Origin of the sequence: Vibrio sp. 14G-20, assembly GCF_026241515.1 — a bacterium.
Classification (GTDB): Bacteria; Pseudomonadota; Gammaproteobacteria; order Enterobacterales; family Vibrionaceae; genus Vibrio.
This window is the reverse complement of record NZ_JAPHPW010000013.1, coordinates 22,583-45,392: the sequence shown is the minus strand read 5'-3', so window position 1 is coordinate 45,392 and position 22,810 is coordinate 22,583. Positions and strand designations below refer to the sequence as shown.

The 22,810-nt window shown below is 44.7% G+C and carries 19 protein-coding genes; 14 read left to right on the top strand and 5 right to left on the bottom strand.

The genetic code is table 11. From position 1 onward, the window contains the following. Positions 1–154: 154 nt before the first annotated feature. The gene (locus OQJ75_RS13385; RefSeq protein ID WP_265973830.1) at positions 155–1,138 is read left to right on the top strand and encodes a DUF3187 family protein; all 984 of its coding nucleotides are present in this window, start codon (positions 155–157) and stop codon (positions 1,136–1,138) included. A 112-nt stretch (positions 1,139–1,250) separates the two neighbouring features. Here OQJ75_RS13385 and OQJ75_RS13380 read toward each other — a convergent pair whose 3' ends face one another. Then, positions 1,251–1,994 (bottom strand): sporulation protein, encoded by a 744-nt coding sequence (locus OQJ75_RS13380; protein WP_016789246.1) that lies wholly within the window; start codon positions 1,992–1,994, stop codon positions 1,251–1,253. 181 nt (positions 1,995–2,175) lie between these two features. On the opposite strand from OQJ75_RS13380, the gene hutC reads away from it, so the two are divergent. From hutC to OQJ75_RS13350, 6 genes are all read left to right on the top strand, one after another. After that, positions 2,176–2,889: a histidine utilization repressor gene (hutC, locus tag OQJ75_RS13375; protein ID WP_265973831.1), complete on the top strand. Its 714-nt coding sequence runs from the start codon at positions 2,176–2,178 to the stop codon at positions 2,887–2,889. 113 nt (positions 2,890–3,002) lie between these two features. Continuing rightward, on the top strand, positions 3,003–4,253 hold the full coding sequence (gene hutI, locus OQJ75_RS13370) for an imidazolonepropionase (RefSeq protein ID WP_265973832.1): 1,251 nt from the start codon (positions 3,003–3,005) through the stop codon (positions 4,251–4,253). Continuing rightward, positions 4,240–5,304 carry a formimidoylglutamase gene (gene hutG / locus OQJ75_RS13365; protein WP_265973833.1) on the top strand — a complete coding sequence of 355 codons (1,065 nt, stop codon included), beginning with the start codon at positions 4,240–4,242 and terminating at the stop codon, positions 5,302–5,304. Before hutI ends, hutG begins: the two co-directional genes overlap by 14 nt. Positions 5,305–5,370: 66 nt before the next feature. After that, positions 5,371–7,065: a urocanate hydratase gene (gene hutU, locus OQJ75_RS13360; protein WP_265973834.1), complete on the top strand. Its 1,695-nt coding sequence runs from the start codon at positions 5,371–5,373 to the stop codon at positions 7,063–7,065. Between the two features lie 14 nt (positions 7,066–7,079). Then, positions 7,080–8,612: a histidine ammonia-lyase gene (hutH, locus tag OQJ75_RS13355; RefSeq protein ID WP_265973835.1), complete on the top strand. Its 1,533-nt coding sequence runs from the start codon at positions 7,080–7,082 to the stop codon at positions 8,610–8,612. 226 nt (positions 8,613–8,838) lie between these two features. Further along, positions 8,839–9,564 (top strand): DUF3581 domain-containing protein, encoded by a 726-nt coding sequence (locus OQJ75_RS13350; RefSeq protein ID WP_265973836.1) that lies wholly within the window; start codon positions 8,839–8,841, stop codon positions 9,562–9,564. A 142-nt stretch (positions 9,565–9,706) separates the two neighbouring features. Here OQJ75_RS13350 and OQJ75_RS13345 read toward each other — a convergent pair whose 3' ends face one another. After that, complete coding sequence (locus tag OQJ75_RS13345; RefSeq protein WP_265973837.1) at positions 9,707–10,168, bottom strand: methyltransferase family protein; 462 nt, start codon at positions 10,166–10,168, stop codon at positions 9,707–9,709. Between the two features lie 67 nt (positions 10,169–10,235). Continuing rightward, positions 10,236–13,271, bottom strand: a complete 3,036-nt coding sequence (locus tag OQJ75_RS13340; protein WP_265973838.1) for an FAD-binding and (Fe-S)-binding domain-containing protein — start codon at positions 13,269–13,271, stop codon at positions 10,236–10,238. Positions 13,272–13,493: 222 nt separating this feature from the next. Between OQJ75_RS13340 and OQJ75_RS13335 the strand changes: the two genes are divergently transcribed. The 7 genes from OQJ75_RS13335 (at position 13,494) to OQJ75_RS13305 (ending at position 19,603) form a co-directional block, all read left to right on the top strand. Continuing rightward, positions 13,494–14,177, top strand: a complete 684-nt coding sequence (locus OQJ75_RS13335) for a DUF3334 family protein (protein ID WP_248371836.1) — start codon at positions 13,494–13,496, stop codon at positions 14,175–14,177. 208 nt (positions 14,178–14,385) lie between these two features. Further along, positions 14,386–15,075 (top strand): DUF2786 domain-containing protein, encoded by a 690-nt coding sequence (locus OQJ75_RS13330; protein ID WP_248371838.1) that lies wholly within the window; start codon positions 14,386–14,388, stop codon positions 15,073–15,075. 112 nt (positions 15,076–15,187) lie between these two features. Beyond that, complete coding sequence (locus OQJ75_RS13325; RefSeq protein ID WP_248371840.1) at positions 15,188–15,853, top strand: OmpA family protein; 666 nt, start codon at positions 15,188–15,190, stop codon at positions 15,851–15,853. A gap of 157 nt (positions 15,854–16,010) precedes the next feature. Next, complete coding sequence (locus OQJ75_RS13320) at positions 16,011–17,126, top strand: J domain-containing protein (protein ID WP_265973839.1); 1,116 nt, start codon at positions 16,011–16,013, stop codon at positions 17,124–17,126. A 165-nt stretch (positions 17,127–17,291) separates the two neighbouring features. Next, positions 17,292–17,480 carry a hypothetical protein gene (locus tag OQJ75_RS13315; protein ID WP_017078672.1) on the top strand — a complete coding sequence of 63 codons (189 nt, stop codon included), beginning with the start codon at positions 17,292–17,294 and terminating at the stop codon, positions 17,478–17,480. Between the two features lie 336 nt (positions 17,481–17,816). Next, positions 17,817–18,224 carry a SulA-like leucine-rich domain-containing protein gene (locus tag OQJ75_RS13310; protein WP_248371844.1) on the top strand — a complete coding sequence of 136 codons (408 nt, stop codon included), beginning with the start codon at positions 17,817–17,819 and terminating at the stop codon, positions 18,222–18,224. A gap of 275 nt (positions 18,225–18,499) precedes the next feature. Continuing rightward, on the top strand, positions 18,500–19,603 hold the full coding sequence (locus tag OQJ75_RS13305) for a phosphoribosylaminoimidazolesuccinocarboxamide synthase (RefSeq protein WP_260809383.1): 1,104 nt from the start codon (positions 18,500–18,502) through the stop codon (positions 19,601–19,603). Positions 19,604–19,785: 182 nt separating this feature from the next. Here the strand turns inward: OQJ75_RS13305 and OQJ75_RS13300 are convergent, their stop codons facing one another. Both OQJ75_RS13300 and OQJ75_RS13295 read right to left on the bottom strand, forming a co-directional pair. Continuing rightward, a complete protein-coding gene (locus tag OQJ75_RS13300; protein ID WP_248371848.1) occupies positions 19,786–20,163 on the bottom strand; it encodes a transporter in 378 nt (125 codons plus the stop codon). A gap of 203 nt (positions 20,164–20,366) precedes the next feature. Next, positions 20,367–22,751: a helicase-related protein gene (locus OQJ75_RS13295; protein WP_265973840.1), complete on the bottom strand. Its 2,385-nt coding sequence runs from the start codon at positions 22,749–22,751 to the stop codon at positions 20,367–20,369. Positions 22,752–22,810: the final 59 nt, after the last annotated feature.

Genomic DNA, 22,810 nt, shown 5'->3' with positions numbered 1-22,810 from the left:
CTTCGCCTCTCCTTCAAGCCACCTTTAAAATCGAGCTACCCTAATTTGTTGTTTCGTCTTATTTATTACACCTTATCTATTCCGACTTAGACCCCACGAATTCGATATTTAGAACTAAGCTATATAGAAGTAACGGAATGCGGATGAGGTGCATATGAGAAAACAGGCTACTTGTATATCGCTCATACGACCTTTACCGCTAATAATAGCCGCCATTTTTTCTGCGCCAAACGCATGGGCCAACAAAGATTACGGCCCGCTAATCAGTTATACCCAAGCACCATTACAGTCAGTTCGTCTTACTCCAACGCTCCGCTCTGGCTTTCCACTCGAAGAGAATAAGGTTGAAGTGTTTGCTGCTTTCACCGCCGCGAGTATCTGGGCTAACTCTCACGACTATCATTTAGACTATTATCAGAACCAACTTCAGACAGGACTACGATGGCAATTAACTAAAGCATGGCAAGTCGAGCTCAATTACCGCTGGTTATACGCTGCCAACAACCACCTAGATAAAGTTACCATCAACTTTCATGACTTATTTGACATCGACCAAGCAGGGCGAACTCGTAAAGAGCGACACCAATTTGATATCTACGCACCAGACCACGACATCAATATTAGAGACTTCTCCGGCGACACGCTGACTAGCGCTTTCACCCTCTACACTCAATACCAAATCATAGACCTTGAAAACCACGGTTTATCCTTTGGCGTATCCCTCTATCATAACAATGTCAGCCACGGCACCTTCAAAGGAAGCAGCAACGAGCAAAGCGCTCAATTCAACTATGCGTACCAATTAGACATCAATACCTTTTATACAAGCTTAGGGTTCGCCAATCAGTCTAATCGAGAGATAGAAAATGGCTTTTCACATAAGAAAACGACATGGTCCTGGATGGGAGGCTATCAGCTTACGTTATTTGAAAACCATGAATTACACCTAGAGTATCGATGGTATGAAGGTGCAGAAGATGGCGACACAGAGTTTTCAGAAGCCGCGAATGAAATGATGCTTGGCTATCGTTATCTCATGCAACGTTCAGCTATCGAGATATCCATTATCGAGAACATCTTCAACATGGACAACTCAACCGATGTTGCCTTCCAATTGGCCTATCGTCATCAGTGGTAAACACGTTTCAGGTCGACAAAGTAAAATCAAAAAAAGCCGAACGGATAAGTTCGGTTTAGGGAGTCTATGTTGTCTCTATTAATAGAAAAAGCGACTATTAACAGAAAGGGAACTACGCACTCATGATTCTTGATACAGCGTTGCGGATATCTGAGTCAGCCGCGTTTGCAGGCAAGCTGAATGAGATGTATTGATCGCCACGGAAGCTCATTGAGCGATCGATTTCTGCGAGGCAGTGAACCATTGAGCCTTCAACGATGAATGACAGCTCGATCTCTTTGTTATTCATGAAACCGCCGCTACGAAATTCAATCTCTTGGTAACAACCCGAACGAGAAGCAAAGCTGTTGCCTTTCAAGAAGCCCTTCTCTACGTCTGCTTTCACCATTGCCATTCCCGATGCTTCCACACCTTGGATAATTTTAGCGACAGTTGGCAGTGGGTGTACCGAGATAAAGTCACGGTCTTTAGGGTCAATCGCGAAGCCAATATCTAGGTTGGTTTCAACCCACACATGGCATTGATTCATTTGTGCGTTCAACGCGGTGACTGGCGTTTCATCATTTAACTTAAGTCGGAATGGAACCAGTTTGGTTTCGCCCGGTTGGATAACGAAAGGCTCTACCGCTTGAATACGACCCAGTGAAAAGGTTTCGTAGCTGGTACTGTCTTCCGTTTCTACTTTTACTTCTGTGTTGAGAACCAAGTTAATCAAGTCGATTTGTTGCTCAACGTCGCCGCCAACAATGTGAACATTGCCAGACAACTCTCCACCTTGGAAAACTTCAATATTATCTAAGACAGTATCAACCTTTGCTGCACCGATGCCCAACGAGGCCTTTAATTTCTTAAACATATTATTTCCCTTTCTAATTATCTGATTTACGAATAGTTATTGCGTGACAATTTGCGACACTTGCCTCACAGAATCAAGTAATTTGCCCCATCTATGTTGAATAAGGTCACATTGCCCGAGGAAATGTTGAAATCGCGAAAAATTCCGTTACTCTATTTGTATAGTCAAATAAGGTTTCATTATGTCGAAAGCGCCGCTCTACCTTCAGATAAAACAGTTCATAGATGACAAGATCACCAGTGGTCATTGGCCTGTGGGTTACCAGATAACCACAGAGCTAGAACTCACCGAGCAGTTCAAAGTGAGTCGAATGACGGTCAATAAAGCCATTCGAGATCTTGTGTCTGAAGGCAAGCTCATCAGGAAACCAAGACTGGGGACTTTTGTTTGTGAACCCGACGAAAAAGCGCAATCTCCCCTGCTAGATATCAACAACATCGCGCAAGAGATCAAAGACAGAGGCCAAACGTATACTAGCCAAGTTATCAAGCACAATAGTATCAAGGCTGATGAAAGCACGGCTACACGGTTAGGTGTGATGATTAACGCAGAAGTGTTCTATAGTGAAATCATACACTTTGCGGACAACGCACCGATACAACTGGAAGCGCGTTGGGTGAACTCTCAAGCCGCCCCAAAATACCTAGAGCAAGACTTTTCAACCTCTACGCCCAACGAATATCTTTCAAAAAACTGCCCGTTGAGTGCTATCGAGCATACGGTTGAAGCCATTATTCCTGACTCTAAAATCAGAACGTCACTAAAACTTTCTGAATCAGAGCCTTGCCTACTTTTGAATAGAAGAACGTGGAGCAAAGAGCGCCTAATCAGCTTTGCATTGCTCTACCATCCTGGTTCTAAGTACAAATTAAGCTCCAAGATACTTCTAGATTAAAGAACATCATCCTGATCGCCGATCACATTTTTGCAACATCAACTTGATTCGGGTCAGCGTTTAGCCTATTTATTTGTATATACATTTGATGTTTAGCAAAGATCTAGGTGATTATGAATTTGATCCTCAAAAACGCACGAGTGGTCTCCATGAGTTCGGGAGCCGATGGTTATCAGCCCTCTTCCCCTCAAAATATCGTTATCGAAGACGGTAAGATCGTGTCCATATCTTGTTCAAACCACGAAGCACATGCTTCTGAGGTAGAGCAACCGAGCACTGATGGCTCTGCGGATCACATCACCTATGATTGCAAAAACAAGTTAGTCACCCCTGGGCTGATTGATTGCCACACTCACCTCGTATTTGCGGGTAATCGTGCCAATGAATTTGAGCAGCGTTTGAATGGTGTGTCTTACACCGACATCGCCAAGCAAGGCGGTGGCATTCTAGCGACAGTAACCGCGACCCGCGCAGCACAAGAATCCGAACTGGTTGAAATGGCATTACCGAGACTTGATGGCCTACTAAGAAGTGGCGTAACCAGCATCGAAGTAAAATCTGGCTATGGTTTAACGCTTGATGATGAACTCAAGATGTTACGCGCTGCTAAAGCGTTAGAGAATCATCGCCGAATTAAGATCACCACCACTCTCCTTGCAGCGCATGCTGTGCCACCTGAATACAAAGAGCAACCGGACAGCTATATCGATCTGGTTTGCCAAGAGATCATTCCTAAAGCTGCAGAGCAAGGGCTCGCCGATGCTGTTGACGTGTTTTGCGAATCTATCGGCTTCAACCTAGAACAAACCGAACGTGTATTTGCCGCAGCTAAAAAACATGGGCTCGCGATTAAAGGCCACACAGAGCAGCTTTCTAATATGGGTGGCAGTGCGCTTGCAGCTAAATACGGCGCACTCTCTGTCGACCATGTTGAGTACTTAGATGAAATTGGTGTAAAGGCACTGGCGGAATCAGGCACAATTGCCACCTTGCTACCCGGCGCTTTCTATTTCTTAAAAGAGACTCAACAACCGCCCGTCGCCCTACTTCGCGAACACAACATTCCAATGGCGATCGCGACCGACCTAAACCCCGGCACTTCTCCCTTTGCTGATTTAACACTGATGATGAACATGAGCTGCACCCTATTTGGCACAACGCCTGAAGAAGCACTGCGCGGTGTAACTTGTAACGCCGCAGCTGCCATTGGTGACTCCCAAACCAAAGGCAAAGTCGAAGTCGGTTATGCCGCTGATTTAGCCATCTGGAATATCGACCATCCTGCTGACCTGAGCTATCAAGTCGGTGTTCCTCATCTGCATAAACGCATTGTTAATGGCGAGGTGTGTCATGACTCAATCTAAGTCCAACGGCATCCAAGATAATGCAGTAACCACACATAACTTTGTGTGGACTGGGCGTAATGATCTTGAAGATGGAGATCTCGGCACCCGCGTTCATCACATCACCAGCCAAGTGCAAACTAACGATTTAAGTAACGAGCTTACTGATGGCGCTATAGCTTTGGTCGGCTTTGCCAGCGATGCAGGTGTTGCAAGAAATAAAGGACGCGTAGGTGCGAAACAAGCACCTAACCTGATTCGCCAAGCTCTGGCTAATATGGCTTGGCACAATGACGCACACATCGCGGATCTTGGTGATATCGAGTGCAATGATGGTCAATTAGAAGACAGCCAAAAACAGTGCGCATCTGTGATTGCAAATGCTTTAGCAAGCAACAAAGTGATTACCCTTGGCGGTGGTCACGAAGTGGCTTGGGCATCTTTCCAAGGCCTCGCTGAGTATTTACATAAAGTGGAAAACCTACATAAAGCAGAACGTCTTGATAAAGATCAGCCAGTACACAAACCGAAAATAGGCATCGTTAACTTTGATGCTCACTTTGACCTTCGTGAATTCGAAAGCGACATTGTTGATGTTAAACCCAGTTCAGGTACACCTTTTAACCAGATTAGCGATTACTGCCACAAACATCAGTGGCCGTTTCATTACGCTTGTCTTGGTGTGAGTGCTGCCAGCAATACCAAAGCGCTGTTTAACAAAGCCGACCAACTGGGTGTTTGGTATGAACACGACCGCAACATGACCCAAGTGAACCAAGTTGCCCAACTGGTTAAGTTGCAAAAATTCATCGCTGAGTGTGATTACCTCTATCTCACCATTGATCTCGATGTATTCCCCGCAGCGACTGCGCCGGGCGTAAGTGCACCAGCGGCAAGAGGCGTGAGCTATGAAGCACTCGCTCCTTTTCTAGAACAGATTTTCCAACACAGTGAAAAACTCATTATCGCGGACATTGCGGAATGCAACCCAGACTACGACGTCGATGGCCAAACGGCTCGATTGGCGGCACGTTTGTGTTGGGATATAGCCAGTGCAATGGCCAGCGACTAATCCAGCTATACCGATAACTACAACTACAACTACAACGATATAACGTGAAACAGAAGGAATTCCAAAATGACGGAACACCACAACAGTGACCCTCGTCTAGACACGACTCGCGAAATTCGCGCACCTCATGGCACCACTTTGCGCGCTAAATCTTGGTTAACAGAAGCACCACTGCGTATGCTGATGAACAACCTAGACCCTGATGTGGCAGAACACCCACATGCACTGGTTGTGTATGGCGGTATCGGTCGCGCGGCACGTGATTGGAAATGTTATGACAAAATTGTTGAAGTATTAGAGCGTTTAGAAGACGACCAAACGTTGCTTGTTCAATCAGGTAAGCCTGTAGGCGTGTTCCCGACTCATAAAAACGCACCCCGCGTACTGATCGCGAACTCTAACCTTGTTCCACACTGGGCTAACTGGGAGCACTTCAACGAGCTCGATAAAGAAGGCCTGATGATGTACGGCCAAATGACTGCCGGCAGCTGGATTTACATTGGCTCACAAGGCATCGTCCAAGGCACTTATGAAACGTTTGTTGCCATCGCGAAGAAGCACTTTCAAGGCGAAGCAAACGGCAAGTGGGTTTTAACGGGTGGTCTTGGCGGCATGGGTGGTGCTCAACCTCTTGCTGCAACTATGGCTGGCTTCTCAATGATCGCGGTTGAATGTGATGAATCACGAATCGACTACCGCTTGCGCACTGGCTATGTCGACAAAAAAGCCACCAGCATCGATGAAGCGATGGCGATGATTAAAGAATCAGACACGCCAATCTCTGTTGGCCTATTAGGCAACGCTGCTGATGTATTCCCAGAGTTAGTTGAACGCAATATCACGCCTGACGTAGTGACTGACCAAACCTCTGCCCACGATCCACTGAACGGCTACTTGCCTCAAGGTTGGACAATGGAGAAAGCAGCACAAGAACGTTTAGCTGATGAAGCGAAAGTGGTGAAAGCCGCTAAGCAATCTATGGCGATTCAAGTTCAAGCTATGCTAGATCTTCAGTACCGTGGTGCTGCAACCGTAGATTACGGCAATAACATTCGCCAAATGGCACTGGAAGAAGGTGTGGAAAACGCATTTGATTTCCCAGGCTTCGTTCCTGCATATATACGACCTTTATTTTGCGAAGGCGTCGGTCCATTCCGTTGGGCTGCTCTATCTGGCGACCCTGAAGACATCTACAAAACAGACCAAAAAGTAAAAGAACTGATTCCAGACAACCCACATTTGCACAACTGGTTAGACATGGCGCGTGAACGCATTCAGTTCCAAGGCTTACCAGCGCGTATTTGTTGGGTCGGTTTGAAAGATCGCGAACGTTTAGGCCAAGCATTCAATGAGATGGTTAAAAAAGGTGAACTGAAAGCACCGGTTGTTATCGGTCGTGACCACCTAGATTCAGGCTCAGTCGCAAGCCCGAACCGCGAAACAGAAGGCATGATGGATGGCTCAGATGCGGTATCAGATTGGCCTCTATTGAACGCTCTGCTAAATACTGCAGGCGGCGCAACATGGGTTTCTCTGCACCATGGTGGTGGCGTTGGCATGGGCTTCTCACAACACTCAGGAATGGTGATTTGTTGTGACGGCAGTGAAGATGCATCACAACGTATTGCTCGTGTACTTCACAATGATCCGGCAACTGGCGTTATGCGTCATGCTGATGCGGGTTACGATATTGCCAAGCAGTGTGCCAAAGAGCAGAAGCTTGATTTACCTATGCTAAACGAAGAACTTCGTCGCCTTTAATGTCTGGAGAGAACATGTTGAATTTATTACTTAAACCAGGACTTCTTGGCCTACCTGAACTGCGTAAGATTAGCCGTAGCCCTGTGAACTTATCACTCGATCCAGCAGCGATTCCTGATATTGAAGCGAGCATGCACGTTGTCGAGCAAGTGATTGCTGAAGATCGCACCGTGTATGGCATCAATACAGGTTTTGGCTTATTAGCGAATACCAAAATAGCCCCTGAAGATTTAGAAGTACTACAGAAAAGTATCGTGCTTTCTCACGCGGCGGGCATTGGTAAATTCATGTCTGATGAAACTGTGCGCTTGATGATGGTGCTAAAGATTAACAGCTTATCTCGTGGCTACTCGGGTATCCGACTCAAGGTCATCAATGCTCTTATCGATCTTGTGAACGCACAGGTTTACCCATGTGTTCCACAAAAAGGATCTGTGGGTGCTTCAGGAGATCTTGCTCCCCTCGCCCACATGAGTACGGTACTTCTAGGTGAAGGCCAAGCGCGCCACAACGGCAAGATCATCACTGGCTTAGAAGCAATGCAGATAGCAGGCTTGGAGCCTATCACGCTCGCACCTAAAGAAGGTCTGGCGCTGTTAAACGGCACTCAGGCATCAACTGCATTTGCATTAGAAGGTTTGTTTGCAGCAGAAGACTTATTCGCGTCTGCAACCGTGTGTGGTGCGATGTCTGTAGAAGCAGCGCTGGGTAGTCGTCGTCCGTTTGACCCTCGTATACACCGCGTTCGTGGTCATCGTGGCCAAATGGATGCAGCACTTGCTTACCGCCATATGCTTGATCAAAAGAGTGAAATTGGCGAATCACACACTTGTTGTGAAAAGGTTCAAGACCCTTATTCGCTACGTTGCCAACCTCAAGTGATGGGTGCTTGTTTACAGCAGATTCGTAATTCAGCAGAAACCTTAAACATTGAAGCAAATGCCGTATCCGACAACCCACTTGTTTTCGCTGACGATGGCGACATCATTTCAGGTGGTAACTTCCACGCAGAACCTGTCGCAATGGCAGCTGATAACCTTGCGTTAGCAATCGCAGAGATCGGTAGTTTGTCAGAGCGAAGAATGGCACTGCTGATTGATAGCGCGCTAAGCAAACTACCGCCTTTCTTAGTCGATAACGGCGGCGTGAACTCGGGCTTTATGATTGCTCAAGTAACGTCTGCAGCATTAGCAAGTGAGAACAAAACCTTAGCTCATCCTGCATCAATAGACAGCCTTCCGACATCAGCAAACCAAGAAGACCACGTATCGATGGCCACCTTCGCAGCACGCAGGCTTAGATACATGGCCGAAAATACACGAGGAATTTTGGCCGTAGAATATTTAGCTGCAGCACAAGGGCTAGACTTCCGAGCGCCGAATCTATCTTCTCCTCGTGTGGAAGAGGCGAAACAGATTCTGCGTCAAAAAGTCAGCTTCTACGACAAAGACCGATATTTTGCACCGGATATTGAACAAGCGAATTTATTGCTCAAATTGTCCGTTCATAATCACCTAATGCCAGAAGGCACTCTGTGTAGTTTTTAAAGCAGAAACACTCTAAATAACACCTCTTAAAGTGTTGTATAAACAAGGGCTATTGATTAGCCCTTGTTGCATTGAGTCAAAGACCATATCCTCTTAAAAATCGTCACATACCATCCAACGTATTTATCTAATTGACTGATATATAAACAAAGTTAACTGGATAGACCATTAGATCGAAGTTAGTTAGCTATAATCCACCCCAGATTTGATGACTAATAGCGATACTATGTTTCTGACACCTTACTTTTCAACTGAAGACAATCAATTTCAATTCACTCGTGAACAGGCTAGCCACTTTGCTAAAAAAGTAGCCGCTGACTTCAACCCAATTCACGATGAAGACAACAAGCGCTTCTGCGTGCCTGGCGATCTTTTGTTTGCAGTACTTCTGCAAAAAGAAGGCATCAGCCAAAAAATGCGTTTTGATTTTTCAGGTATGGTGGGTAACGGTATTGCGCTAAGCGTTGACAACAAGTGTGAGAAAGAAAGCTCACTGGTTGACGAGAAAGGCAAAGAGTACCTACACATGTCTTGTGAAGGTGAAAAGAGCCACGATCAAGCGTTCATTGAGCACGTAGTAACAAACTACGTTAAGTTCTCTGGTATGAACTTCCCACACATCATGGTTCCTCTTATGGAAGAGCAACAGATGATGATCAACTGCCAACGCCCTCTTGTGATTTACGAGAGCATGGAAGTTGAATTTACTCGTCTAGACCTATCTCACCCAGAAGTTGAATTCTCTGGTGCGACTTTTGATGTTGAAGGCAAGCGTGGCATCGTGACACTGAACTTCGATTTCAAAGAAGACGGCGAAGTTGTCGGTAAAGGCGTGAAGCGTATGGTAGCAAGTGCTCTTAAGCCATACGACCAAGCTTCTGTAGACGACCTAGTAAACCGCTTCAACGAACGTAAAGAGATGTTTCTAGCTCAGTTCGCAGCAGCTGCTTAATCAGCATCCTTATTTACACCACGTGATGTAAATAACTCTAGAACAAGATCAATAAAGCCCAGCTTGATAATCTCAAGCTGGGCTTTTCTTTTTAGATTCCTGATTACGCTAAGTCACTCAAGCCCGCACTCAAATAGGCACATCATATCCAACGCCTAACCTTTTGTTTGTAATCAACATATTCTGCGCCGAACAATTGCTCTAGAGCACGCTCCTCTGGCTTGATTTGGAACTGGGTCATGTAAACCACGAATACAAAGCTAAGCAAAACACTTAACAGGTTTTGGAAGAAGTAACCGAAGCAAAACAGTAGGATGAATAATCCTAAATACATTGGGTTTCGGGTGTAGCCAAAAATACCGCTGTCCACGACTGACGATGCAGTTTCGACTTTGATCGGATTAACGGTGGTTTTCTGTTTTCGAAATTCCCATATGCCTGATATTCCAATGATGCCACTCAATACAATCCCAACAGCGAGCACGACCATTCCATAAGGCAATGCCAATGTCCCTAAACTCAACTGCTGGGCGCAGAAGTACGAGACTATGAATACAATAATGAATAGTGCGACGGGTGGTACTTTTAACTCTAGAAATCTCATAGCTTTCCTTATTAACAATTCCATTGTTAGTTTAGAAAAAAGCCCAGCAATTGCTGGGCTAAATGTATTAAAGAATTTTGGCTAGCGCCTGTAATGGGTGGGCAAGCTTCTCACCCTCAAAACGCTTCACTTGACTTCGACAGGAATAACCCGTCACTAAGCAACGCTCTTTCGGTAAGTCTTGCATCCTTGGCTTCCAACTTAAACCGTATATATCTTTCGACATGTGCAACTTATCGACTTCATGCCCGAAGGTGCCCGCCATGCCACAACAACCTACAGGAACGCTGGTTAACGCAGCACCGAAATGTTTAAAGATAGTGCCCCACTCTTTTTCAGCGTTCGGCATTTTGGTCTTCTCAGTACAGTGAGCAAACAAGTACCACATTTCTTCACTTGCAGAGCGCGCTTCGAACTCACCTAGCGATGGCATTAACCATTCATGCACGGTAAGCACATCAAAGTCGCCGCGCTTATCACCTAAGATCTCGACGTATTCATCGCGGTAACAAAGCACAAGAGCAGGATCAACGCCGACCAAAGGAATACCAATATCCGCCACCATCGACAAGAAATCCGAAGTCGATTTCGCCTCACGTGCAAAACGATTTAAGAAGCCCTTGATGTGCAGCGCTTTACCATTCGGTTTGAACGGCAGAAGCACCGGGGTTTTGCCAAGCTTTTGAGCCAGAGTGACGAAGTCTTCAATCACTTCAGCATCATAGAAGCTGGTAAACGGGTCTTGAACGATCAGCACATGCTGTTTCTTCTGTTCGGAAGACAAGCCTTCTAAATACTGTAAGTCGAAAAGTTGCAGCTCTTTACTTGCTAGACGATTTTTTAGCGTAGGCACCGACATCAGTGGTGCATCAACATAACCGACGGTTTTAGCCGTTGCGGTTTGTATCCATTTTTGCCCCAATGCAGCGTTCACTACTTTTGGCGCTTTCGCCATCAGTGGCAGCATAGTTTCAATGTTCGCTACCAAGTAATCTTTCGCTGGACGTTGGTAGCGTGAGTAATAGATATTCAAGAAACGAGAACGGAAACTCGGCACATCAACTTTGATCGGACACTGACTCGCACATGCTTTACACGCCAAACAACCGTTCATCGCTTCATGAACTTCATGCGAGAAATCGTACTCATGGCGTTTGTTCATCGTATTGCGAACACGCTCAATCATAGTCTTAACGGGTGTGTTATCTTTCAACGCTTCTTGCTCAAGGTCGAGAATATCAACACCTTGTTCAGTAAGTTGACGCAACCATTCTCTTACCAAGCCTGCGCGGCCTTTTGGCGAATGACGACGGTCAGCCGTCACTTTCATCGAAGGGCACATTGGCGAGCTAGTATCGTAGTTGAAGCACAAGCCGTTACCATTACATTCCATGGCTTGTTTGAAGCTATCGCGAACTTGTACGTCGATCTGGCGGTCGTAGAAGCCACGCTTGGTATCGGTGACTTTCACCAACTCAGCGTCGCTTTCTAATGGCGTACAGATTTTGCCAGGGTTCATCTTGTTGTGCGGGTCGAATGCGGCTTTAACACGTCTTAACTCGGTAAATAGCTCTTCACCAAAGAAGTCTGGACCATACTCAGATCGGAAACCTTTACCGTGTTCACCCCACATTAAGCCGCCGTATTTCGCCACCAGCTTAACCACTTCATCAGAGACTTCGTGCATCAAGGCTTCTTGCATCGGATCACACAAGTCTAGAGCTGGACGAACGTGCAGTACGCCTGCATCAACGTGGCCAAACATGCCGTAGTTCAACTCTTTTGAATCGAGTAGTACTCTAAATTCAGAGATAAAGTCCGCCAAGTTTTCCGGTGGTACACAGGTATCCTCTGCAAAAGCGACTGGCTTAGCTCGGCCTTTCGCCGCACCTAATAAACCCACCGCTTTCTTACGCATGTTGTAGATACGGCCAATACTCGCCAAATCGCTACAAACTTGGAAGCCAATAACGCCGGCCTCTTCACTTTCAACCATGGTTTCAAGGCGTGCAGTCAGCGCTTGAACTTGCTGTTCGACTTCCGCTTCATCTTGGCCTGCAAACTCAACCATATTGATGCCGAGCATCTCTTTGTTCGGTACATCCATAAGCAGGTCGCTCACGGTATGCCAAACAATGTCTTGTTTCGCTAAGTTCAATACTCTTGAATCAACCGTTTCAACAGACAGAGCTTTCGCTTCCACCATAAACGGCGCATTACGCAGCGCAGAATCAAACGTGTTGTATTTCACGTTAACCAGTGTGCGCGCTTTTGGAATCTTGGTTAGGTTTAACTTTGCTTCCGTGATGAATGCCAACGAGCCTTCAGCGCCACACAGAACGCGAGTTAGGTCAAAGCTGTCGTCTTGTTCGTTGATTGCATTCTTTAGGTCATAGCCTGTTAAGAAGCGGTTCAACGGAGGGAATTTATCTAAGATTTGAGCGCGCTTGTCTCGACAAACCGCCTCAGTCACCGCAAGTGCATGGTGAGCGAATTCACCCTCAACGGGTAAGCCATGTGATAAATCAGATTCAAGACATGAACCATCTGCAAACACCGCTTGCAGTGACAATACATGGTCCGACGTTTTACCGTACTTCAATGACCCTTGGCCAGAAGCATCGGTATTGATCATGCCCCCCAAGGTTGCTCGGTTACTGGTAGAAAGGTCTGGAGAGAAAAAGTAACCATAAGGGCGAACAGCGTCGTTCAATTGATCTTTAACGACACCAGACTGAACTCTTACCCAGCCTTCTTTCTCGTTAATCTCAAGAACCTTATTCATGTATCGTGATAGGTCAACCACGACACCTTTTGTTAAAGATTGTCCGTTAGTTCCGGTACCACCACCACGAGGGGAAAACGTCACACGTTCGTAAGCGGATTTAGAAACCACTTTACCGATAAGCACAACGTCTTGCGTTGTTTTAGGAAGGATGACCGCCTGCGGCAATTGCTGATAGACACTGTTATCAGTCGCCACAGCCAAACGGCTAGAATATTGAGATTCAATGTCGCCAGTAAAGCCCGCTGTTTTTAGTTCATCTAAAAAGCGTACGACAACTGGATCGACATCAGCATTGAGTTGAAGTCTTGGTAACATTTGCTTCCTGCCCCTACTTCGCTGATCCTATCAGCATTGGGTTATCTGAGATTTTTAATAATTTTCTTTGAATTTCGTCACTTTACTACTATTAAGATCATATAAAAAGGTGATCAAATCAGAATCTCAGTGCAAGAATGGAGAAATAGTCACTTTCGTCTTAATTCAGTAACAACATACTGAATAACATTTTGTTTAAGACATCTCCACGAGCACATAACAATGAAAAAAAACAAAACAGTCACAACTGAAGATATTCTTCTTAAACTATGCCAATCAGTCTCAAGCGTACTCACTTCAGCGACGGCTTCTCAGGTGTCCTATTCAGCTATGGTGCAAAAGATTAACAAGACAAGCCTTAAACCAGATTTTGGTTGCTTCGTTCTGTTTGATGGCGGCTTTTCTGGTCTTGTTGTAATCAATTTTACGTCTAAAGCGGCGCTAGAGATCTATACCAATTACATGCGTAACATGGGCATGCCAGAAGATGAGTTAGCAGTACTTCACACGTCTGACGAAGTGGGCGATGTTTTAGGCGAGTTAATGAACCAACTAGTTGGTGATTTCACGAATAAAATTCGCAAGGAACTGCAAACCAACATCACGCAGAACCAACCGAAAATGCTGGCACTGAACAAGCAGGTGAACCTTTCAGTTGATACTAACCTCGATCGTCCACAAGCTCGCCGTGTGACTTTCTCGACGGCGAACAACAACATCTTCTATCTTGAGCTTGCAATGGATAAGACCGAATTCATCCAATTGGAAGAATTTGAAATCGCTGAAGACGAATGCCCAGATAGCATTCTTGAAGCGACTCAGAAAAAAATGCAAGAAGCGAACAAACCAACACAAAGCTCAGGCAATGATTCTGCAGCAGATCTACTCGATGAACTTGGGATCTAGTTTACTAAAGCTCTAGCCATAATGACAAATTGTGTCACGAACGCCATCAATGCTCTTGATGGCGTTTTTGTTTTTGGCGCTAAGTCGGTTCACACAATCCAATGTTAACGCCTCACTTGTTCATCAAACCAGTTTTGCCTTTCTGTTACCCGCGAAAACATGTAAAATGTTGGACTTTTAAAAATTTGCAGTAATGATTAAGTAGTCGATGGATAAGAAAAAAGCCCTAAAGAAAATTGCCAAGTGTCTTGAGCTTGGTAATTCTGCGAACGTCAATGAAGCTGCCAATGCAATAAAGATGGCGCATAACTTGATGCTGAAATATGGTCTCGAAAAAGACGATATTGAATTTATCAAGATGGGGAAAACTCAGTCCAGCCACCTGTTACCTGCAAATATCAGTTCTACACTGCTGCGTGTTATTCGCGGTATCAACACCAAATTTGGCGTAGAAGCCGTGTTACTGAATCACAAAGGCCTCAAGCGTGTTGAGTTCATTGGGGAAGCCGACCGTGCGATCTTCGCAGCCTTTGCGTTCGATATCATATATCGCGAACTGAATGAACACACAGGCCAATTCAGAAACAGCTTTGCTGGCTCTGGCACAGGTTCGCTAGAAGTCACTCGTCGCGTAAATTCTTACGTTTCTGGCTGGGTAGAAGGTGCGCTTGAAAAGTTGCCAACCATTACTCCAGACGACGAGTCAAACAACAAAATCAATAACTACATTGATAAAGAGTTCAAAAATATCGACCGTGAAACGTTCAAACAGCAACTGAGAGAAGCGATGAAAAACCTCACCGCCGATTATGAAGTTGGTTTGAAGAAAGGTCGTAAATTGTCTGTTAATCGACCAGTTGGCGGTACCCAGGCAGCTAAAAAGATAACTAAATCATAGAGCCACTTTACATTACTTCTACGTATTGATAAAACCATCAGCAAAATTTACGGGACTATGTTTGTCATTCGGATTCATTCGTTTGACAGAAGTACATGATGGAGAAAATACGTTGAAAAAAATCACACTAGCCCTAGCGCTTACTATCGCTTTAACGGGTTGTCAGGCTACTCAACGCCAAAACGCTACAACTGGCGAATCTGAGACTAACTCTGCAACTCAAGGCGCTCTAATTGGTGCACTTGCTGGTGCCGTTGCTGGTGCTGCTACCGGTAACTCCAAAGACCGAGGTAAACGTGCACTTATTGGTGCGGCAGGTGGCGCGGCTGTTGGTGGTGGTATTGGATACTACTTTGACCGACAAGAAGCAGCCCTTCGTGAAGAGCTAATGAATTCAGGCGTTCAAGTTGAACGCGTTGGCGAAAACCAACTTCTACTTCGCCTAGAAAACGGCATCGGTTTTGATTCTGGCTCTTACGCTTTGGAATCAAGCATTCACAATACCCTTCGCGGCGTTGCTCGCATCCTAGTTGAATACCCGGACACTAGCCTAGTGATTGAAGGTCACACTGACAGCACTGGCAGCGAATCGACGAACCAAATACTTTCTGAGCGTCGCGCTGAATCTGTTCGTGCATTCTTGATCTCTCAAGACGTTGCAGCAGGTCGTGCCATTGCTCGTGGTAACGGTGAGCGTTACCCTCTGTGTGACAACAACACCTCTCAAGGTCGTGCTTGTAACCGTCGCGTAGAAATTCAAATCTTGCCGCTTAAGTAGCACGATTAAAGCCCAGTCCGTCTTTATCTATTGAATTAACCTCTATATAGTTGTTTATTAGTTATGTTATTCATTTAACGTGATAATAATAGCCAACAACCATAAAGCATATTCATACTGACATATCGATTCTGGACTTTTTTACGAGACTTATCTTTTGCTTATCCTATCCAACTTTCTGTCATCATCGCCTCTAAGAACTCTGCTTCTCGCCTTCATCTTTGCCACGATACAGTTATTCTCAACACATTTGGTTCATGCAGAAAGTAGCCCTCAGCTGTCATTAGGTTCACAACCTCAAGATCCAGCATCTCAATACCAATTGGCGCAAGCGTATGAATTGGAAACGGATGTGCCTGAAAACATCGATGACGCATTCTATTGGTACTCGCAATCTGCAGACAATGGCAATGGAGATGCGCAATTTAAACTCGGTGAGTGGTATTTGGCGGGAATAAGTGTCGAACAAGATAACAAACTGGCCTTAGAGTGGTTTATCAAAGCGGCACTGCAAGGTAACAAGCAAGCGCCTATAAAAGTAGCAAAGATCTACGAATCCTCACTTGATAAGGAGCTCCTTCAACCACTAGATGCCGCGCAACTATGGTATGAAGCAGCCTTACAAAATAATCCACAAGCAGAAGATGGTTACAACCGTGTTTTAGAAGCACAATTCAACCAACAGCGTGCTAAGCAGATCTCTTCGATTGAGAAGCTCAATGATGACGTCAATACTGAAACCAGTACAAGTCAGGCGCTGTCTGGTCAACAACGACCTAATCAAGGGCTATCAAGCTCATTCCCTTCCGTTCAGCCCTATAATGGGCAAGCGGCAAGCTCTAATCTAACGAACTCTGACTATATGATTGGCGCAATACTGGCCATTTTGATTTCTATCGTGAGTATCAGTGGGACTCTGGTGATCTCGAGAAAGGGACAGATTTTAAAGTCTGGTGAATTGAATCAGCAACAACAGACTCTTGAAGCGCAACTTAACTCGAAGGATTTCACCATTAAGCAGCAAAAGCGTCAGCTTCAAACCATTTATAACGAATTAAAGAAGCAGAAAAACAGCAAAAGCCTAAGTCATTTACAAGTGGCTTGCGCTCTGTTTGGATACACACCGAGTTCAATACCTGACCAAAAAAGCATCAAGATCCGATACAAACAGCTATCAAAGATCTACCATCCAGATGGTCACGGATGTGACGAAGAAATGAAACGTTTGAACAATGCGCTAAAAACCATTTTACAAAGTGTTACAAAATCGTAAACAACCAAACAACTTTGACTTTCCAATTCACGGAGATATCGATTTTATTGGTGTTGCAATCGATCACCTTCTCAAAAACGGGTAACAAACTATTAACTAATGGGTCTTACTTGTGTCATACTTTGCGCCGAAAATACACCTGACTTAAACAGGTGAGGAGAAAATATGTTCACAATAGAAGGCGTTTGTGATTGGTGCAAAAAGCCAAGCCTAGTAAAAAAGCACGACTACCTAGATGGTAAGTGTCATCATGCATGTAAAGAGTGCAATGATATTGCAACCATTGATGTTCGCCAGTTCAATATTGGTGAAATGGAAATGAGAACAAAACTCTCCCAAGCGACATTGAGATAAGCAACACCGTGAAATATAAGAAAGCGCCTAAGGCGCTTTTTTTGTATCTGGGATTTATCTTCTTATCTTCTTATCTTCTTATCTTCTATACAGGTGTATACAGTACTTTTCTGTAAAAACCACTGTATACACCTGTATAGAAATCACATTATTTCAACTTATGAGACAAAACAACAAATTCATTCAAACTTAATTTATTGAATAATTTCAATTACTTAATTATATCTCATCCATAACTCCAGACAGAATCGTCCAATAATCCCGCAAAAAAGGCTTGATCTTATAAGCAACTAAAACTACTGTATACACATACAGCATGTATATAAGGACAGCAAAATGATTCAAGCACACGTTAAAGCACAACACTCTAGCCCGCTAGTTCACTGCGCATTTACATCAGCTTCTCGTAAAAGTAAAAATTCAAACGAGGAAGCGTTGTTTGCAAGAATGGCGTTGCTGTCCAATCAACATCAGTGGTTGCTGTTTACAGCTCAAACGCCACGACCATCGGCTAAGCAGCTTAAGCAACACAACGTGTGCTGTGACCGCGTTATTCACATGAAAGCCTCTCACCAGATGACGGAAGTTGAAACGGTTGAGAAAGCCATCCGCTCTAAGAATGCGAGTGCGATTGTTGCAAGTGCATCGATTGATCAGTTCAGCCAGCAATACCTAAGAACATTAGGAATGCGCTTTCAATGTGAAGTATTCTTTATGGATGCAAATTCAGAGCGTATTCACTGATCTACGTTGCTTAACATTTTGGTTCAGAAACATAGCTCAATCTTTTAGCTAACAAACATAGCGCCAAAACATAGCCCAACAGACTGCCTTCCCCCGCCCTACAATTCGCTAATTTTCTAGCTAATAGTTAGGCGGGGGTTTTTATTTGATTAATAGATTTAGCAATCGTTTGCTTTTTCTCTGGAAGCAAACAGTAGATTGGGTATAATGCCCGTCTAATCATGTGCACACCGCACTTCTCTGTATGACGTTTGATAAAAGATAGGAATGTCTAAATGAGCCTTGCTGATCAAGTTCTTGCCGTAAATGATGACCTACCAATCCGTACTGACAAACCTGTCCACAGTGGCAAGGTTCGCTCAGTCTACTGGTTAACTGAAGAAGATAGCCAACGACTAATTAAAGAGAAAGGCTACGATGTAGCACCAGATGCGCCTTTAGCAATCATGGTGATCAGTGACCGTATCTCTGCATTTGATTGCATCTGGCGTGGTGAAGGGAATCTAAAAGGTGTTCCAGGTAAAGGAGCGGCTCTGAATGCTATCTCTAACCACTGGTTCAAATTGTTTAAAGACAACGGCCTTGCTGACAGTCATATCCTTGATATCCCTCACCCATTCGTATGGATTGTACAAAAAGCTCGTCCAGTCATGATTGAAGCGATTTGTCGTCAATACATCACAGGCTCTATGTGGCGTGCGTACGCGAACGGCGAACGTGAATTCTGTGGTATCGAGATGCCTGAAGGCCTAAAGAAAGACAAGAAGCTGCCTGAGCTACTTATCACGCCTTCTACTAAAGGGATTCTAAGAGATATTCCTGGCGTTCCAGAAGCTGACGATGTGAACATCACACGTAACAACATCGAAGATAACTTCGCAGCATTCAACTTTACTCAAGCAAGCGACATCGCTCATTACGAAAAACTGCTTAAAGAAGGCTTCAACGTAATCAGCCAAGCGCTAGCAAAAGTAGACCAAACCTTTGTTGATACAAAATTTGAGTTCGGCTACGTCAACGATGCTCAAGGCAAAGAAAAACTTATCTACATGGACGAAGTCGGTACTCCAGATTCATCTCGCATTTGGGATACTCAGGAATACAACAACGGCAACATCGTTGAGAATTCAAAAGAAGGCTTCCGTCAGTTCTTGCTTAACTACTTCCCTGATGCCGACATTCTTTTGAACAAAGAACGCATGCCAGAACGTGAAGCATTGGCTCGTGACAATGAACTGCCTCTTGATTCGCTAATGTCTCTGTCTCGCACTTACCTTGATATCGCAGCGAAAATCACAGGTGCAGAGATCGTACTGAGCGAAAATCCTAAGCAAGAGATCATTGATGTTCTGCGCGCTGACTATGGTCTAATCGACTAGTCGCTTAATTGCTTAATTGCTTAATTGCTTAATTGCTTAATTGCTTAATCTTAAGATAAAAAGCTAATAAGCTAATAAGCTAATAAGCTCAGATTTTAGATACTAAAAGGGCCTCACAATATTGAGGCCCTTTTTACGTGTACGTTTTTACTATCCTTTGAGAGAGCTTATAGGCGACTGAGTTACAACCTAATCGTCAACTCTTCCCCAGAATTACCCGCAATTACTAAATGACTGCGCGATTCGATGTACTCGATCTGCTCTTCTTCAAGAGAATATGGCATAACCACCTTAAGTTCATTGATACCTTCGAGCTTGGCAAGCTTAAGCAAAGTAACAATGTTTGATTCATCGCTTTTACGTGTCGACATTGATTTCAATGCCATCTGCCATAAGCGATCCTCTGGGGTACCCAGCTCTTTAATGCTATCTCGCCAAACGGTACTGAACACTGGCGCAATTGTGGTGAGTGCTTCCAGAAAAGTCCATTTTTTACTGCATGAGGCGCCAAGAAATGTTGTGTAATCGAACTCTACACGCGTTTCTTCCTGTTTATCCATGATGTCCCCCGACACTTTGGCAACACAATATACTCAATATCTATCAACTTTTTCTTTATAGCAATAGGATATAGAAGAATAGTCTTTTATGACCTTTTGATTGGTTAAAAAGGCATATAAAAATCAAACTTGTAACAAAATAAGCACTGAAAAATCATATATGCACCTATTTGATTAATATTTTAGAGATAAAAGTTATCCATCTATTTGATATCAATTATTCGGCTCGCTTTTTTATATTGAATACGCCAACCAGACCATGTCGGTAGCTCCCAACGTTTTGGTGATAACTTCCGACTACCCGATTGATAATGAACGTAAATCAACTTCCTTCCAGTCAGGTATTCCACCTCAAGTTGCAAGTCGGCAAGACACAATGAAAACGGGTATTTTTCCGAGAATTCGTTATACAGCCAAGTAGGTATACCATCAAAGGGAATATCGTCATGTTCGAACATTTCCAGCTCACTGACATCCGTCACGCCTAACACTTCCAGTTGCTCTATAAACCATAGTTCAAAGCTCAATTGCTCGATCTCTGGCGTATATTTGGTTTGTTCATCTAACCCAAGTTTCACGTACAATTGCCAATGCTTAATCTCTTGAGTGCGAACCTCTGCAAAGCCAGGAAGCTGAGCACCACTTACCACAAGATCAACGATAGGCTTCAAAGATAACTGACCTTCTGCCGCCACCAGCTTGGTAGTAATCGTGCGGCCGGCGTACACCAATGCCATTTCGGTAAACACGCCATCATCATTGACCACAGTTTGACCTTGTTGCCATTCACCCAAATCTGCTTCAACAACGAGTTCTAAAGGAACAGGCGCAGTGGTCGTCGCTAAGGTAAGTGTTTGCTTCACACCACGCCCCGGCAAGCTGTGGGTATCAAGCACCAACATCGCTTGTGCATTGTCAGGGAAGCGATTCTGACGGCCGAGTACTACTTCTAACATCCCGTTAGCAAAGGCTTCTGTTCTTTTCAGTCGGCGTACAAACACCAATTCAGGATGCAGCTGAATAATGGTTTCAAGTAGAGCAGTGCGTTGGTAGCGAGAGGCAACCTCTAACTGCGGAAGTTCAAATACCTCACGCATTTGCTTAGCCAGACCTTGAGCTTCATTCCGTGCTTGCTGGTCGATGTCTAAATGCGGATATTCGCGACCACGCACAACCTGAATGAGTAAAGATAAATCACACCCTTCTTTCTCTTGTTGCGCGAGCGCTTCTAGGTGTTCTGCATTGTTTGGTAACTGATACAAGCGAGCAGGAACGGACAACGCCGCAGTGAGATCGACCATCGCTTCTTTTAATGATTTGGTTTTGATTCGAGTAACGATATCGGCATACAAAGCATCTATCGGCAACGGATACAGCTTTTTACCATGCTCGGTAATTTGATGGTCGGCGTTAATCGCTTCCATCGTCAGCAAGGTTTGAGTCGCGCTGTTTAATGATTTTTCAGGAATAGGATCAAGGAAAGACAAGCTCTCAAGCGGAGCACCACAACATGCTGCGGCCAACATCGGTTCGGTCAACTCTTCACGCTGTAATTCAGGAGGTGTGACTAACTCTAACGCCGCATGCTCACCATATAGACGCACGCAAACGCCGTCCATTACCCTACCCGCGCGGCCTGCTCGTTGTTTGGCACTCGCTCGTGATATGGATTTAAGCATCAATGTGGTTCTGCCATTACGCTGGACGGTGCGTCTTTCTAATCCTGAATCTATCACCACACCAATATCAGGAATGGTTAATGAGGTTTCAGCAACGTTGGTCGCCAAAATGACTTTTCGTAAACTGTCGCCGTCATTTTTAGTATCGATATTACGACCAGAGAGCGCCAAATCTCGTTCTTTATCACTCACCGACGCATGTAATTTAACGACTTGGATATCTGGATTTTTCGCTAAGGCCTGTTCACATTGCACGATCTCTTTTTTACCCGGCAGAAAAACCAATATATCGCCAGAAGACGCTATCAATTGATGATTCACTTCTTCAGCAATGCGCTGCTCTAGATGTCGACTATCCGGCAGAGCTCTGGATTCATTCGCTCGGTGTTCAATCCCAACTTGATAAGTTCGTCCTTCACAGCGTATGCGATTCGCCTCCAAATACTGAGCAAGGCGTTCACCTTCAATGGTTGCTGAAGTGATCACCAAACGATGACTCGCTTTTTGCTTCAGAATCGCCACCAGCAGATCAATGTCCCAACGTCTCTCATGAAATTCATCCACCACAATCACATCGAAGTTAGCTAATCCATCTTCTGACAGCCAACGCAGCGCGATACCGGGCGTCACAAACACAACGTCTGTTTGCTCGTTGTATTCCGACTCTAGCTTAATCGCATAGCCAACCTTTGAACCCAGCTTTTCTCTCGATTGTTGCGCTAAATATTTAGCCAGTGATGTACACGCGATGCGTCTTGGCTCCACCACCAACACTCGCCCATGTTGAGAAGCCCAAATTGGTAAGCGCGTTGATTTACCTGATCCGGTTTCAGCCTCTACGACAAGGTGAGAACTAACGATTTGTTCGTGGAATACGTTTTGATAAGCATCGATGGGAAGTAATGACATAAAATGGAGAATTGCGAAAAAGTGTGTGCAGAGTATAACGAATTATCGTGTTGAAATTC